At 41.5% G+C, this 15,157-nt stretch carries 17 protein-coding genes; 9 read left to right on the forward strand and 8 right to left on the reverse strand.

Features of this window, described 5'->3' with window-relative positions:
* Positions 1-122: 122 nt before the first annotated feature.
* Complete coding sequence (locus U3A58_RS00815; protein ID WP_323821470.1) at positions 123-1,010, forward strand: TIGR01777 family oxidoreductase; 888 nt, start codon at positions 123-125, stop codon at positions 1,008-1,010.
* 28 nt (positions 1,011-1,038) lie between these two features.
* Here U3A58_RS00815 and U3A58_RS00820 read toward each other — a convergent pair whose 3' ends face one another.
* The 3 genes from U3A58_RS00820 to U3A58_RS00830 are packed head-to-tail and all read right to left on the reverse strand — an operon-like array spanning position 1,039 to position 1,722.
* A complete protein-coding gene (locus U3A58_RS00820) occupies positions 1,039-1,212 on the reverse strand; it encodes a PLDc N-terminal domain-containing protein (protein WP_323821471.1) in 174 nt (57 codons plus the stop codon).
* A 1-nt stretch (position 1,213) separates the two neighbouring features.
* Positions 1,214-1,447 carry a PLD nuclease N-terminal domain-containing protein gene (locus U3A58_RS00825; protein WP_323821472.1) on the reverse strand — a complete coding sequence of 78 codons (234 nt, stop codon included), beginning with the start codon at positions 1,445-1,447 and terminating at the stop codon, positions 1,214-1,216.
* Entirely contained in the window at positions 1,444-1,722 is a 279-nt protein-coding gene (locus tag U3A58_RS00830) for a PLD nuclease N-terminal domain-containing protein (protein ID WP_323821473.1), read from the reverse strand. Before U3A58_RS00830 ends, U3A58_RS00825 begins: the two co-directional genes overlap by 4 nt.
* A 94-nt stretch (positions 1,723-1,816) precedes the next feature.
* Here U3A58_RS00830 and U3A58_RS00835 point away from each other — a divergent pair, with 94 nt between their 5' ends.
* The 8 genes from U3A58_RS00835 to U3A58_RS00870 all read left to right on the forward strand — a co-directional run bounded on the left by U3A58_RS00835 (position 1,817) and on the right by U3A58_RS00870 (position 10,037).
* Positions 1,817-4,372 (forward strand): M14 family zinc carboxypeptidase, encoded by a 2,556-nt coding sequence (locus U3A58_RS00835; protein WP_323821474.1) that lies wholly within the window; start codon positions 1,817-1,819, stop codon positions 4,370-4,372.
* Between the two features lie 112 nt (positions 4,373-4,484).
* Entirely contained in the window at positions 4,485-5,603 is a 1,119-nt protein-coding gene (locus U3A58_RS00840; RefSeq protein ID WP_323821475.1) for an amidohydrolase family protein, read from the forward strand.
* Between the two features lie 50 nt (positions 5,604-5,653).
* Complete coding sequence (locus tag U3A58_RS00845) at positions 5,654-6,067, forward strand: 3-hydroxyacyl-ACP dehydratase FabZ family protein (protein WP_323821476.1); 414 nt, start codon at positions 5,654-5,656, stop codon at positions 6,065-6,067.
* Between the two features lie 180 nt (positions 6,068-6,247).
* The gene (locus tag U3A58_RS00850; protein ID WP_323821477.1) at positions 6,248-7,315 is read left to right on the forward strand and encodes a Fic family protein; all 1,068 of its coding nucleotides are present in this window, start codon (positions 6,248-6,250) and stop codon (positions 7,313-7,315) included.
* Positions 7,316-7,377: 62 nt separating this feature from the next.
* On the forward strand, positions 7,378-8,199 hold the full coding sequence (locus U3A58_RS00855) for a LytR/AlgR family response regulator transcription factor (RefSeq protein WP_323821478.1): 822 nt from the start codon (positions 7,378-7,380) through the stop codon (positions 8,197-8,199).
* Between the two features lie 77 nt (positions 8,200-8,276).
* On the forward strand, positions 8,277-8,897 hold the full coding sequence (locus U3A58_RS00860; protein ID WP_323821479.1) for a dioxygenase family protein: 621 nt from the start codon (positions 8,277-8,279) through the stop codon (positions 8,895-8,897).
* A complete protein-coding gene (locus U3A58_RS00865; protein WP_323821480.1) occupies positions 8,890-9,507 on the forward strand; it encodes a YceI family protein in 618 nt (205 codons plus the stop codon). Before U3A58_RS00860 ends, U3A58_RS00865 begins: the two co-directional genes overlap by 8 nt.
* A 44-nt stretch (positions 9,508-9,551) precedes the next feature.
* On the forward strand, positions 9,552-10,037 hold the full coding sequence (locus U3A58_RS00870; protein WP_323821481.1) for a hypothetical protein: 486 nt from the start codon (positions 9,552-9,554) through the stop codon (positions 10,035-10,037).
* Here U3A58_RS00870 and U3A58_RS00875 read toward each other — a convergent pair.
* From U3A58_RS00875 to U3A58_RS00895, 5 genes are read right to left on the reverse strand one after another with little or no spacing between them, the layout of a single operon-like run.
* Positions 10,023-10,307, reverse strand: a complete 285-nt coding sequence (locus U3A58_RS00875) for a Trm112 family protein (protein ID WP_323821482.1) — start codon at positions 10,305-10,307, stop codon at positions 10,023-10,025. The genes U3A58_RS00870 and U3A58_RS00875 overlap by 15 nt on opposite strands.
* Complete coding sequence (locus U3A58_RS00880) at positions 10,304-10,948, reverse strand: thiamine phosphate synthase (RefSeq protein WP_323821483.1); 645 nt, start codon at positions 10,946-10,948, stop codon at positions 10,304-10,306. The genes U3A58_RS00875 and U3A58_RS00880 overlap by 4 nt, the downstream gene beginning before the upstream one ends.
* A complete protein-coding gene (locus U3A58_RS00885; RefSeq protein ID WP_323821484.1) occupies positions 10,945-11,997 on the reverse strand; it encodes an AIR synthase family protein in 1,053 nt (350 codons plus the stop codon). The genes U3A58_RS00880 and U3A58_RS00885 overlap by 4 nt, the downstream gene beginning before the upstream one ends.
* The gene (locus U3A58_RS00890; protein WP_323821485.1) at positions 11,997-12,719 is read right to left on the reverse strand and encodes a class I SAM-dependent methyltransferase; all 723 of its coding nucleotides are present in this window, start codon (positions 12,717-12,719) and stop codon (positions 11,997-11,999) included. Before U3A58_RS00890 ends, U3A58_RS00885 begins: the two co-directional genes overlap by 1 nt.
* 38 nt (positions 12,720-12,757) lie before the next feature.
* Positions 12,758-15,145 (reverse strand): TonB-dependent receptor, encoded by a 2,388-nt coding sequence (locus U3A58_RS00895; RefSeq protein WP_323821486.1) that lies wholly within the window; start codon positions 15,143-15,145, stop codon positions 12,758-12,760.
* Positions 15,146-15,157 lie beyond the last annotated feature (12 nt).

Genomic DNA, 15,157 nt, shown 5'->3' on the forward strand with positions numbered 1-15,157 from the left:
ATGAAATCGAGCATGACTCAAGCGTCACACAGAGGGATTATTATCCGTACTGCGAGATTCTCCCGATCCGCCGCGGCGGACGGGACAGGCTATGTGGCCCCTTAAAAACAAATTATAAACACATGAAAAATATTCTTATTTCCGGAGGTTCAGGTCTTATTGGCCACAAAATCACCCAGCTACTGGAATTGAAGGGATATGCAGTGGCTTGGCTCAGTAGATCTCAGCAAAAACAAAAATCTTTTCTGTGGGATATAGAAAAACAAACTATAGATTCCGAAGCGATGGAATGGGCAGATGCTATCCTTCACCTAGCAGGTGCTGGAGTAGCAGAGAAGCGGTGGACAGCGGAGCGCAAGAAACTTATATTAGATTCCCGTATTCAGAGTACCAGACTGCTCTATGATGCCGTGGAGAAAGCTACTGCAAAGCCTAATGCTTTTATCTCTGCCTCTGCGGTTGGTTACTATGGTTTCGATACGGGCACTTCTCTAATGGACGAAAACCAGAAATTCGGTTCCGATTTTCTAGCCAAGGTAGTGGTGGCTTGGGAAAATGAAGTGAAGAGAATGGAGGAACTGCACCTTCGCACGGTGATGCTGAGAATAGGCATTGTGTTAGATGACAAAGGGGGAGCCCTTGGAGAAATGATGAAGCCACCTATAGCTACACCATTGGGGAATGGTGATCAATGGATGAGCTGGATTGCAATTGATGATCTGGCCAGGATGTTTGTGTTTGCTTTGGAAAAGACGACGTTGCAGGGTGTATTCAATGCGGTGGGGCCAAATCCTGCTACCAATCAACAACTGACTCATGCTGCAGCAAAAGCTAAGGGGAAACCTTATGTGGGAATCGGAGTACCGGGTTTTGTGCTCAAGTTAGTGCTTGGGGAAATGGCAGCTATGGTCTTGGGAGGTAATAGAGCTTCTTCTCAAAAAATCCAAAAGGCAGGATTTGACTTTGAGTGTCCTGATTTGGAGCCTGCACTAAAGCATATTTATAAATAAATAAGTCCCCAACAAATATGAGAGTCCCTTAAATCCTCTTCCCCCTACCGATCAAAAACCAAAGGACAGCCCCGATAAGTGGAACCAAAACTACGATGATTATCCAGATCAGTTTGTCGTTCTGATTGGCGAAGTTGCTCATGATCACATCATAAATGGTGAACGCATAAATAGCTAATCCTATAATTCCAAGTCCGAACATATCAAGAATAGTTAGTGGTTTTGGTGCTTTTTCCCATCGTCAGATAGACAATCGGCCCAATTCCCTGTGCAAAGAGTAGAATCACGATCCAGATTATTTTCATATTCGGGTCTTTGAATTCCGAGCGAAGTATATCAACCAGGCAGTAAATCCACAATATGGTGTAGAGCAGACCAAATAGTAGGAAAATCATAATTGCGCCGCCGCCCATATTTTGAATAAAACAAAGTGTCATTTGATGTGTTTTGAAGTTTGATGTGAGGAGAAGTCTGGGGTGAATTTTCTAAAATTATTTTTAGTCCTTCTATTCATACTGAGATACAAAAAAGTGCCAATTATTGGAATGAATAAAATCATTAGTGCCCAGATCAGTTTCATATGTTGCTCTCTGAAATCTGAACGAATCAAATCAACCAATGCGTAAATCATAAAGCAAAAATAGCCGAAGCCCACCGCTAAAGTTGTTAATTGCCAGTAAAGTATTCCGTCTCCAGGAGCTATTAAATCCATGTGTTTTCTTCAATTATTTTAACCATTGAACCAAAATAGCTTTTTTTAAGGAATCAATGTGTGAATTTAGCTAAAAGTTAAACCTCCAATCTCTATGAAAAAAAGTCTGCTTTTGCTGCTTTTGTCTTTTCTTGCGCTTTGTACGTACGCACAGGTCGATCTAAACTATTATCTCCCAAAGGGATATACCTATGACGAGTCTATCCCGACACCTAAGGAAATTTTAGGATATGAAGTAGGTGAATGGCATGTAAGTCATGACCAGCTTGTGATGTATATGAAGGCTGTGGCTGAAGCGTCAGATCGAGTGACTTTCGAAGAAACAGGTAGAACCTATGAAAAAAGACCCCAAGTTTTATTGACAATTACTTCTCCGTCCAATCTTGCGAAGATAGATCAGATTAAATCCGATAGGAAAAAACTCAGAGATGCCGATACATCACCGGATATTGCAACTATGCCCGTTGTGATGTTTATGGGCTATTCTGTTCATGGAAATGAGCCAAGTGGTGCTAATGCTTCTCTGCTGGCGGCGTATCATTTTGCTGCTGCAAAGGAAATCGCCGGGGACCTGGACACCATGGTTTTGCTGCTGGATCCAGCTATCAATCCAGATGGGCTCAATCGATTTGCGTCATGGGTAAATACACATAAGTCCTATAATATGAACGGGGACCCGAATAATGTGGAGTTTAGCGAGGCTTGGCCAAGAGGTAGAACGAACCACTATTGGTTTGACCTTAATAGAGACTGGCTTCCTGTTCAACATCCAGAATCCAGAAACCGTGTTCGGGTTTTCCAGGAATGGCTTCCGAATATTCATTTGGATTTTCATGAGATGGGGACAAATAGCACCTTTTTTTTCCAACCAGGAGTACCGGCAAGAATGCACCCACTCACGCCAGAAAAGAATTTTGAGTTGACGAAGAAGATTGGCAGCTATCATGCGAAAGCACTGGATCAAATTGGTTCCTTATATTTCAATCAGGAGAGTTACGATGATTATTATTATGGAAAAGGCTCTACCTATCCAGATGTGCAGGGCTCAATAGGTATTTTGTTTGAGCAGGCCAGCTCCCGAGGCCACTTACAAGAAAGTGTAAATGGCATGTTAAGCTTCCCTTTTACCATTAGAAACCAATTCACAGCTAATCTCTCTTCCTTTCAAGCTGCTAAAGAAATGCGTCAGGAGTTGAATCAGTATATGAATGATTTTTACCAAGACATTCAAAAAGAAGTAGATGCAGATACGAATAAGGCATACATTTTTGGCAGTAAGCAAGACGATGCGAGAAGCTATCATTTAGCTGATTTGATCCTGCAGCATGACATCAAAGTGTTTAGTCTTAACGATGACATCACCGTGAATGGGAAGGAATTTGAAAGAGAGAATTCGTATATCGTGCCGGCAGATCAGCCTCAATATAGATTGATCAAGGCAATGTTTGAAACAAGAAATACATTTAAAGACAGCTTGTTTTATGACATTTCTGCCTGGACTTATCCCATGGCTTTCAATCTAGATTACATGGCGCTGAATAGTCAGATTTTGAATTTAGCGAGTGTGAACGAAATCACAAAAAGCTCTATCGGGTTGGCTCCAGGAAAAGTAATCGGTGAAGTAGGCGCATATCAGTATGCAATGGAGTGGACGGATTATTATGCTCCAAAAGCCGCCTATAAATTGATGGAAGCTGATTTACAGGTGCGAGTAGCTACAGGAGAATTCAGCACAGCCGATGGTAAAAAATACGGTAGAGGCAGTTTGTTGATTGATAAAGGCGAAAGCGGATTGGATGACCAAGCTTTTTTCAATAAGCTATCAGATATAGCCAAGGAGTCAACAGTGGATATTTATGGATTGACCACTGGATACACTGAGGGATTGAATATTGGTTCGCCAAATATAGTGCCTTTAGACAAGCCGGAAATCGCACTTTTAGTAGAAGGGGGAGTAGATAGTTATGAGGCGGGTGAAATCTGGCATTTGCTGGATCAGCGCTTTGAAATGCCCATTACCTTACTTTCTATGGATAAAGTGGGAGGGAATACATTGGACAGGTACAATGTTATCTTAATGCCGGATGGCAGATATAGTAGTTTGGGAAAGTCAGGTGCAGCCACGCTTAAGTCTTGGATTTCGGATGGTGGAACACTACTGGCAAAAGGAGGTGCAATCCAATTTCTTACTCAGAATGAAGTAGGAAATTTCACATTCCGTGATAGAGCGGAATCAGATTCTACTCTTCAAAAAACCTATGCAGATTATGAAAACGAAAGGGGAGCTAAAGTGACCGGAGGAGCAATTTTTAATGCAACTCTTGACCTGACGCATCCAATCGGCTACGGTTACGTCAATTCAGATATCCATACGTTCAGAAATGATAACTTATTCCTCGAACCATCAGAAAATCCGTATGCGAATCCCTTGGTTTATACCGATAAGCCATTGGCCTCCGGATATCTTCACCCATCAAATCTTCCAGGAATTCAGAATGGTTCTGTGATTCAGGTTTCTGGTGTTGGAAGAGGGCGTATAGTCGCTTTTGCAGATAATATGAACTTCCGCGCATTCTGGTTTGGGACTAATAAAATCTATATGAATGCGATCTTCTTTGGGCAGGTTATCCAAAGTGGAACTACTAGATAATTATACAATTCTAAAATTCCGGGTATTCACTCGTGATTTTCTATTTTCAGAATACTTAACTCTTTTATAATATTTTGCGTAAGCAAGCCTAAATAACTCTAAAAGCTAGTCTATGAATAATACCACAAAATTTTTACTTGTATCATCACTCTTATTTTTTGGAAATGCAGCGCTGGCTCAGGACTTGAGTTTTGAAGAATATAATCCTCCTTCTACCTTGAAAGTACCTGAGAATCCAGTCACGCGGGCAAAATTTCCATTTGTGGATATTCACTCACATCAGGGCGGAATCAACGAAGAAAAAATCGACCAGCTAATCTCCGAAATGGACCAACTCAATATGGGCGTGTTGGTAAACCTGAGTGGAAGAGGTTTCGGTCGTGGAGATAGCAATACGCAGCAAGAGTATATCAAAGGCATGCTGAAGGAATTCAACACCTATGCTCCAGGCAGATTCATGGTTTTCACTAATCTCAATTTAGCTGGTTTTGGTGATGAAAATTGGGCGAGGATTGCAGTAAAAGAATTAGAAGAAGATGTAGCAGCAGGAGCCAGTGGATTGAAAATATATAAGAGTCTCGGGCTGAATGTGACAGATGTGAATGGAAATAGAGTTCCGGTAAATCACCCGGATCTGGATCCTGTCTGGGCAAAAGCCGGTGAACTGGGAATTCCTGTGCTTATCCATTCTGCTGATCCAGCACAGTTTTGGCAAGCAATGGATGCAACTAATGAACGATGGCTGGAGCTGAAAACTCATCCAAACCGTCAGCGTGGAGCGGATAATCCGGCACCTTTTGAGCAGATAATGGCTGAACAACATGATGTTTTTGCAAAGCATCCTGAGACAACTTTTATCAATGCACATATGGGCTGGATGGCCAATGATCTGGATGCAGCTTCTGCACATCTGGAAAAATATCCGAATGTAAACTTTGGGATCGGCGCCGTGATTGCTGAGTTTGGACGGCAACCAAGACGCGCTAAAGAGTTTTTTGAGAAATATCAGGACCGGGTTTTATTCGGAAAGGATGCTTACAATAAAGAGGAGTATTACACCTATTTCAGGGTGTTAGAGACTGAAGACGAATATTTTCCCTACTACAAAAAATACCACGCCTATTGGGCTATGTATGGTCTAGGGCTATCTGATGAGGTACTGAAGAAATTGTATTACAAAAATGCGTTGAGGATCGTGCCGGGAATGGATGAGAGTATTTTTCCGAAGTAGGTCAAAAAATAAATCAGGAAAAAAGTATCTTCAGTTAGAATGATATTGCTATGAATGCTATTGAGTCCTTAATTCCGCACCGTTATCCTTTTCTTTTTGTAGATGAAATCCTTAGTGCTTCACGTGAGGAAATAATTGGTATTAAGACATTTAGCAAGACCAAGGATCAAATGCTATTGGGCAGTTTTCCTGATTCAGGATTTATTCCAGGAATGATTTTGATAGAATCGATGGCCCAATGTGGAGGCGCTGGAATTAAATTGCTCGGTCTAGCTGATGGATTTTTTGGACTGGTGAGTTTGGATAAAGTTAGATTTTTAAGCGGAGTCTCTTATGAGATAAAAGTCAAATATGTGGTGAAAAATATCCGGATTAGTGATCGATTGATCAAACAAGAAGGAGTCGTTTATGCATTGAATAAACCTGTGGCGGAAGCTTCCTGGATCTGCGCCAAATTAAGCTGATTATCACCTTCTATTCCCCTATTTCTTTTCATACCAAATGTAAAGTTGCTTTACATACCGAGCCGTATATGTAAGGAAAAATCTAAAATCTTTACATATACACTAGACTATGTAAAGAAACTATAGCTTTTCTTTACATTTAGCTGTATCTATGTAAAGAAAATCTAAAAATCTTTACATATGATTTGGAGCCTTATTCCTTTACCATACGAAGATGAATTGGAGACAAGAACAATTCTCAAACAACTTCCTGCCGCACATGCGGCATTGGCGGAGCTCAAGGGGTTGGTCTATTCCATTCCCAATCATGAGATATTGCTGAATACTTTGGCATTTCAGGAAGCGAAGGATAGCTCGGCAGTGGAGAATATTATTACCACTCACGATGAGTTGTTTAAGTCAGATTTGGAATTTGAATCAATATCTCCAGCAATTAAGGAAGTGCAGAATTATGTGGCGGCTATGAAACGGGGCTTTGAGCTGGTTGATACCCAACGCTTATTGACCAATCAGATTATTCTGCAGATTCAGGAGACGCTGGAGGGAAATAATGCGGGCTTTCGCAAACTTCCGGGTACAGCTTTGAAAAATGCACAGACTGGAGAGACTGTCTACCTCCCTCCCCAAAATGCCGATGAAATTCTTAAGTTGATGTCGAATCTCGAAAAATTTATCAACCAGCCAGAGTTGAGCGACTATGATCCTCTGGTGAAGATGGCTATGATCCACTTTCAGTTTGAGAGTATTCATCCATTCTATGACGGGAATGGGCGGACGGGAAGGATTATAAATATTTTGTATCTGATTTTGTGCGGCTTGCAAAACCTCCCTATTCTATACCTCAGTAGCCATATTATCCGAAATAAAACAGATTATTACAGATTGCTTCAGAGTGTCCGTGAAAATGGAGATTGGGAAAGTTGGCTATCTTATATGATCCAGGGAGTGGAAGAGATAGCCCGTGAGACGATAGTTTTGATAGAAAATCTAAAAGTACTAATGGCGGAAATGAAAAATCAACTGCGCAATAACTACAAGTTCTATTCTCAGGAACTATTGAATAATTTATTCAAGCATCCTTATACCAAAATTGAGTTTATCGTCCGGGACTTGGGTGTATCGAGAATCACCGCTGCTAACTATCTGAATAAACTGGCAGAAGACGGTGTGCTGCGCAAAGAGAAACTCGGTACAGGGAATTACTATGTAAATGAGAAGTTGTTTGCTTTGCTTTCGGTTAGACCTTAAATTAAATAGCAGAGGTCTATGTAGACAGAGAGATAAGCTATACGAAGTAAATTAGTGGATCCATGACTCCTATTTTTCAGCAAAAGAAACTCCGAATCAAGGCGACATTGAAATATTTGGCCGTGTTGGTTCTGGTATTGCTGGTTACGATTTTTCAGGATTACCTGCATTCACAGTATAATGCTTACTCATTTTACGCATCAGAATCTTTCCTTTTCAATATGTTTTGGATTCTGATTTTGCCAGTTTCTCTAATCGTTAATGGTCTTTTTAATAAGGTTTCTCCCCTTGTCCGGATTCGGGTTCTATTCTTGAAAAGGCTCTTGTTTGTTGTGTTCGCTTCCATTTTTCACATCTTGATCTTTGCGGGTTTAGTTCATGTAGTTTCTGACCTTTTTTATAGGCATACCTTCGCTTTTTTCAGGAATTTAAACTATACTATTTCAGCGGATTTGTACAAATATCTGTTGATCTATTCGGTGATTTCGTTGGTACTTCTGCGGAAAAACAAAAGCATCATAAAAGAAGTGGGCAAGTCAAAATACCTGAATCAGATATTAGTAGGTTCTGGAAGGACAAAAACAGCGATTAAAACTTCGGACGTTTTCTACATCAGCGCCGAAGCCCCTTATATCGCGATTCATACAATAGGTAAAAAATTACTTCATTCTTCCACACTTAAATCAGTCTTGGATCAGTTGGATCCAGACAAGTTTGCTAGAATCCATAAATCTACAATTGTGAATCTCAATAAAGTGATTTCCTATAAATCCAGATTAAACGGTGATTACGATATTCAGCTGTCCAATTCCAGGGAACTGCGCCTAAGTAGGAATTATGTGGATAACTTCAAAGAGAGATTTTCGTCCCTGCAATCGTCTTGACCTACTTTTTCCTCAGGTTAGCCTAGTCAGTTTTTTCCACATAGAATCTTTTCCAATCTTTTGGAAAAAATATAGCGATGCAAAAACCCCTTATTTCTCTACTGCTCTTGTGGTCTTTTTCCTGCAATGCACAAACGATTCCTTCTGATAAAGTTGTGGGCGGCCCTTGTGAGGGTTGCGAAGCAATATTTGAATTGGGAGACAAGAAATTGAATGCGGTGGATACCTTACCGCTCTTTTCTGAAAACGAACCCAAGCTAAAAATCACTGGCCGGGTGTTTCAAAGAGATGGTAAAACCCCTACTTCTGATGTGATAATCTACATCTATCACACAAATCTGGAAGGCATCTATCAAACCCAAGGTAATGAAAAAGGATGGGCAAAACGCCATGGCTTTATTCGAGGCTGGGTGAAAACGGATGATGAAGGAAACTATACTTTTTACACCTTCCGACCCGGCGCCTATTCCAGCAGAGATGAGCCTGAGCATATTCATATCACTATAAAAGAGTCTGGAAAAACAGCGTACTATCTGGATGATTTTGTATTCGCAGATGATCCACTTTTGACAAAGGAAAGAAAAGAGAACCTTGATAACAGAGGCGGTTCGGGTGTGATGACACCTATGTTAGAGAATGGAATTTTGACCATTCACCGAAATATTATCTTAGGCTTGAATATTCCAAATTATGAATGAGTTGCTTGCCTCCATTATCGGATTTTTAATGATTGGTTGTATAGATAGCTCAGATTCTAAAACGTTTGCATCAATAGGTGACCCGATTTCTAATCAGGAGGCAGACACACTTGAAATTGATCTTTTCAAGTCAAAAATATTTTGGAAAGGTACCAAGATGATGGGCTTGGGGAAGCATGAGGGAGAAATTGCAATTCATGAGGGGTATGTTTTGATAGATAACAAGCAGCTAGCAGGAGGAGAATTATTCGTGGATATGAATAGTATAACTGTCACTGATATTCCTGCCACTGATCCAATACCAATCCAAAATCTCACGAATCATCTTAAAAGTGCCGACTTTTTTTATGTGGACAAATATCCTTTTTCAACCTTCAAAATCGTTGAAATCAAAAAAAATAGAAATGGAGAAATAGGCATAAACGGAGAGCTGAAGATAAAAGGAATCACAAATACCGTTTCATTGGCTATTACGGAGTATGAGAATGGATATACGGCAACATTGGAAATAGATCGTTTTGATTGGGATATTGCCTATAGCGGAAGCTGGATAGATCGGACATTAGTGGATCGGGTAATCGAACTTAAGATAGAAATAGCATATGATTAAGGCATAGTTTGCTAAATTGAAAAGTAAATCATACAAAAATCTAATTGCCTCATTTCATCCACAAGAATCAGTCGCACTGGAGTGGCTTTCACCTGATAGGTGTTTTACTAATTTCAATCGCATTGATCATATGGGTCACATCATATCTAATTGACAATAAGACGGATCCCCTTACTTTGTACATGATTGTTGGGATTTCATTTTTGCTGGGGCTTTTGAGTTTATCCACCTTTACCGGGACTATCATTGATTTTGAAGGCAATAATTTCAAAGAATACCAAAGTATCTTTTGGATCAAATTTGGAGAATGGCAAGAGCTTCCTAAAATCGAGCTTGCGGAATTAATCCTTCATAGTTTTCGAAGGACAAATACTCCAAATGGAATTAGTCCCACACTTTCGAGAGAGATCACAATTTACAAATGTGTTTTGCTAGCTAACGGAACCAAGTTTTTGGCGCTTGATTTTCCTAAAGAAAAAGATGCGGTTAAAGCGTTACAAACTCTCAAATCCGGCTTAGGTATTGTCTGAAACCTTATCCAGCAATCTAAAATCCTTAATTTCTTTTCCCGCTAGCTGATTTTGCCAGCGATCAAGTACAGGCTGCTCCAAATGCCCTTCTCTATATTCGTCAGGATTCATGATAGGAATGCCTTTTATAATCGGGTAAAGTCTCATGCATGTACCGCAGGTCAGCCAGCCCTCGATGATATTCTCTTGGTCATCTGTCAAAATTGTTTTTAACTTAAGATCCTGTTTATCAAAGGGACAGCACAATTTCTCGATAGTTTCTAATTTCATTTTTTCAGTTTAATAAGTGATTGTTGGTATTTCAGAACGGCTTCCGCTGGGTCTGGAGAGCTCATCACTCCAGAAACTATGGCGACTCCGTCAAAGTCTAAAGTCCGAAGCTGATCCATATTTTCAGAATTGATCCCGCCAGCCAGAAAAATCGGAATATCTGTCATTACTCTCGTCTGCCGTACCGAATCAAAATCCACCAACTCACAGCTTGTGCTCGTGTCGGAAGGAAATATGGAGCAAAAAGAAAGATAATCTACTCCAGCTTCGACAGCATTCCGGATCACTTCTAAATCATTATTGGTGGTGATCCCCACTAATTTTCCCAATTCATGAAAAATTGTCACGCAGCGCTGTGAAAGCTCATCAAATTGGTCAAAGTGTACTCCATCCAAATCAAAAAGTTCAACCCATTCTGGATGATTGTTGATCAGAAGCGGAACACCCGCAGTGTCACATAGCTTTTTGATTTTACAAATCAGCGCAGACACTGAAGCATTTTCTAAGAAATTATCCCAGATCTGAACGGCACAAGGCTTAGCTTCCAGGGCTTTTTGCAATGCGTCAAGAAGCCCTTTTTCAGCTTTGCTCGGATCAATCACAAGGTAAAGCCCAGCCAATATTTTTGGTTGCTTTTTCATTTCCAGCCAGCATTTAAAGCTTTGAAATATGCTTTCCAGTAAGGATCAGTTTCCTGATAAACTAGCGGAGATGTGTTCCCAGCTGTTTCCAACATTATCCCAAAATCATTGGGTTTTACTTTTCCGACCGCCGTGCATGCAATGTTCGATTTTGCCATGCGGGTGATCAGCTGGTCTGACTGTTCAGGGTTGCAGGAAATGATCATAGCTCCTGCTCCTACACAATAGCGTGGGTCAAGCTGAAATAATCCTGAAATCGCTGAGGCAGGTTCTCCTATCGGAATCAATTCATTCTCAATCAGCGCACCTTTGCCTGAGGCGACCATCATTTCGAAGATTGCTCCCACCACTCCACCTTCAGTCACATCATGCATTGCATTGATTTCTGGGAATTTCTCAGATTCTCCAGCAGCAATCAGCCCATCGGCAAGTGAGGAAGTTTGATAAAATTGCTCACATGCGGCAAGATAGATCTCTCCACCCAATTTGGTTTTAATTGTATCTGGAAAGCTCATCCCTAAAATAGCCGTAGCCGTGAGCGCACAGGTTTTTGTGACCAAAACCACATCTCCTTCCTGAGCTCCAGTAGCGCAGATTATTTCTGACTCTGGTGCGATAGTAATCAAGGTGCCTCCCCCAGCAAAAGTCGAATTTTGCCCTTGAACAAATCCCGTATGACCACCGGTAATTGCTACTCCTATTTCTTTGCAATAGCAATCAATAAATCCCCAATAGGTACTAAAATCTTCATTGCTTAGAGAATCAGGCAGATTTAGTACAAACTGCCCATACTGCGGAGCAAAGCCAGTCGTAGCCATATCATTGGCCATCAGATGCACACTGAGCCAGGCTGATTCCTGCAATCCTAGGGATGGAATTAGTGTTAAAGGATCGCTCGTGGCAGCCATAGCCAAGCCACCCGTCAATGAAGTAATGGACACATCCACACCGAAGCCTGGGCCTTGCTTCACTTCTTTGCGTACAGCACCAAGTCTACCGCTAAGTAATTTTTGATAACCTTCATGGTTGATTTTGCCGAGATCCGCCATCAGTCCACGTCATTGAATTTGACATACAAGCCGAAAAAATCGCCATAGGGAACGCTCCATTGCTGGACTGGAAACCACTTCGGTAGTCCCGTGCAAGACCACTCGATGGTATATTGCCTCCCTTGCAGTGCTTCTTCAATGATCTTGATGAGCATAGCAGGAGTGTAGAATGTCGCTGTGACGTAGAATGGATTCTTGCCAAAAACTTGCTGAACCCTTCGCCTCAGCACTTTGGGGGAATTGCGATTCATCATTCCCATAGCGATCCCATATTTTGCCACACGGGCTGATTCCCGGATCACTTTCACCGGATCCTTATAGTATTCAAAGGTCGTGATGAACGCAAGGGAATCGAAGGTATGATCCTTGAAAGGCATGTGATGCGAATCAGCCATGACTAAATCTCCGTCGAAAAGATTGATTGCCTGGGAAAGCATCAGAGGAGAAATATCTCCTCCGGTAGCTTTGATGCCTATTTCCTTCCACCAACGCGTGAATCGCGTCGTGCCACAGCCAAATTCCAGCAATGTTTTAATCCTTCCATCTTTGGAAACCAGCTGCTCCATGACTTTCTTTTGCCAGACTTCAGCACGCTTATAGCGACCTTCGTACCAAAGTTCGTAGGTATCTGTATGGGCACGATTAAAAAACCATTCGGGGCGGTTTTGCCAGTTTTGCTGTGCTTTGGGCAGTAATTCGAAGTTCTGTTTTTCGAGTTGCATGGTCAGTCGTCAATGTTGATTTTAACTATGAATATCTCTTAAAACTTCAAGCTCAGTCCCAGCATAAAGTTCGTGCCAGCCATTGGGTAGTAGTAATTCTCCGTCACCAATTCTCTATCGCTTTCTCCCGGAAGGAAATAGCTGAATGTGTAGCCATTTGGCTCGTACATCTCATTGAAAATATTGTTAACCAGAAGATTTAACTCCACGCTTTTGAAGAATCGTGGCTGTACGGAATAGCTGATGCGGATATCATTCGTAAAGAAAGCATCCAGCGAGCGTGCGTCAAGACCTGAATTATCCAGATACTGCTTGCTCACATACTTGCTCAGCCAGTTTAGGGAAAGATTTTTTATAGGCGTATATTCTATCATCGCCGAGGCCACTGCATTTGGCGAAAGCGCAATATCTGTATCTGTGTAAGTGAACGTTTCTTGAGTGAATTCTGCCGTGCTGTAGTCATCCACGTATTCGGTGAATTCTTTGATTTTGTTTTGGCTGAGAGCCAGGTTTGCTCCCAAAGTCCATGATTTCGAAAGTTGAAATGCGGCATCCAACTCAATTCCTGCACGGTAAGAATCTGCTACGTTTTCACGAATGTAAGCTCCTACATTATTGATTTGCCCTGTGGGGATCAATTGGTCTTTGTAGTCCATGAGGTAGAAATTCGCATTGTAGGAGAAACGCCCACTTTTGGCCCGAATACCTGCTTCTATGTTATTTAATCGCTCTGGTTTTGGGATTTCTTTGAATGGATTGTCCGTGAAATCAGATCTTTTCGGTTCTCTGTTTGCCACTGCATAGCTCGCATACCAAGTGCGGCCGAACTTCTCGTAGCTGACCCCAACTTTTGGATTAAAGAAGTTATATTTTTCCTCTCCAATCACTATTCTTCCATCATCATTTATACCTACAAATGAATAATCAATGGATCGTAGTTGTAAATCTCCATAAAGACTTAGACCAGCGGTAAGTTCCCGTGTGGCTTTCAGGTAGATATTACGGTCATCTTTTACAGCATTATTATCATAGTATCTATCGCGGATCTCGGTATTTCCTGCGATTCTCGCCCAGATTATTTCGCCAAAATGATCTCCATCATAGCGATTTGCACCTCCTCCAAGCACTGCATCCCATTTGCCATCATCAGAGATGTAATTAAGTGAAGCTACTCCTCCGTAGAAGTCATTATCCAACCACAGCCTTCTGATAATATCTGTATGAGTAATGACTGAATCTCCTATGATTACATTAGGAAAGCGATAGTTTGCAAAAGCATCATCATTCCGATACTGCTCGTAGTACCCACGACCGTAGGTATAGTGTAGCGCAGCATTTGCCTTCCAATTACTACCAATTTTACCAGCATAGATCAGTTGATAATGATCTTGCTGATAATTATCCGTTTCGTTTTTGTAGGTGTAATAGTTGAAAGAGCGGTCGTCTTCCAGCTTAGATTCTGGTAGCCCATACCAGCTTTGGTAGGTTTTTTCTTTCCCGGAAAATACATTCAGTTTCAACACATGATTTTCTCCAAAATACCCTGCTGAGACAAAATAAGAACTCAGATCTGAGCTTGCCCGATCCACAAAACCATCTGAAGTAATTTTAGAAAGTCTGGCATCTACAGCAAATCGGTTGTTGAGAAGCCCAGACCCAACTTTGACTGTATGTTTGAATGAGTTAAATGAACCGACTGAATTATCAATTTGCACATAGGCATCGTCATTTCTAGTGTCCGTCTGGAAGTTGAGGCTGGCGCCAAAAGTGGCAGCTCCGTTGGTAGAAGTTCCCACTCCGCGCTGGATCTGAAGGTTATCCACAGAGGAGGCAAAATCGGGCATATTCACCCAATAAACACCGTGTGATTCAGCGTCGTTCATAGGAATACCATTTACAGTTACGTTGATTCTGCTTTGATCCGAACCTCTGATCCGCATTCCAGTGTAGCCAATTCCGGCTCCTGCGTCAGAAAAGGTCACCACGGAAGGAGTGAAGTTCAAGAGTAGAGGAATATCCTGACCAAGATTCCGCTTTGCAAGATATTCTTTGCTGATCTCCTGGAAAGTGGTCGGTGTGCTTTGAGAAGCACGGGTCGCTGACACGATGAATTCCTCCGTCATCAGGTCGGTTGCCTTTAATCTTATGGTCAGTTCACCAGAATAGGGCAATTCTAACGCCTGCTTGACAGTAGTGTAACCGATGTAAGAAACCCGAATCTCTACTTTTCCTGTTTGTAATTTGTTGATGGTGAAAAGGCCAATTTCATCTGTGACGCTGCCTTTTCCCTGATTTTCTGCCCACACTGAGGCTCCTACTAAAGCTTCGCCGGATGAGGCATCCAGCACTTTTCCGCTAAGGCTCTGTTGTGCCCAGCTTGAAATGGAGGCAAGGCAAAAAGCCAAGCCAAGTATTACTTTTTTCATGTGTAAAATTCC

Origin of the sequence: Algoriphagus persicinus (assembly GCF_035156415.1) — a bacterium.
GTDB lineage: Bacteria > Bacteroidota > Bacteroidia > Cytophagales > Cyclobacteriaceae > Algoriphagus > Algoriphagus persicinus.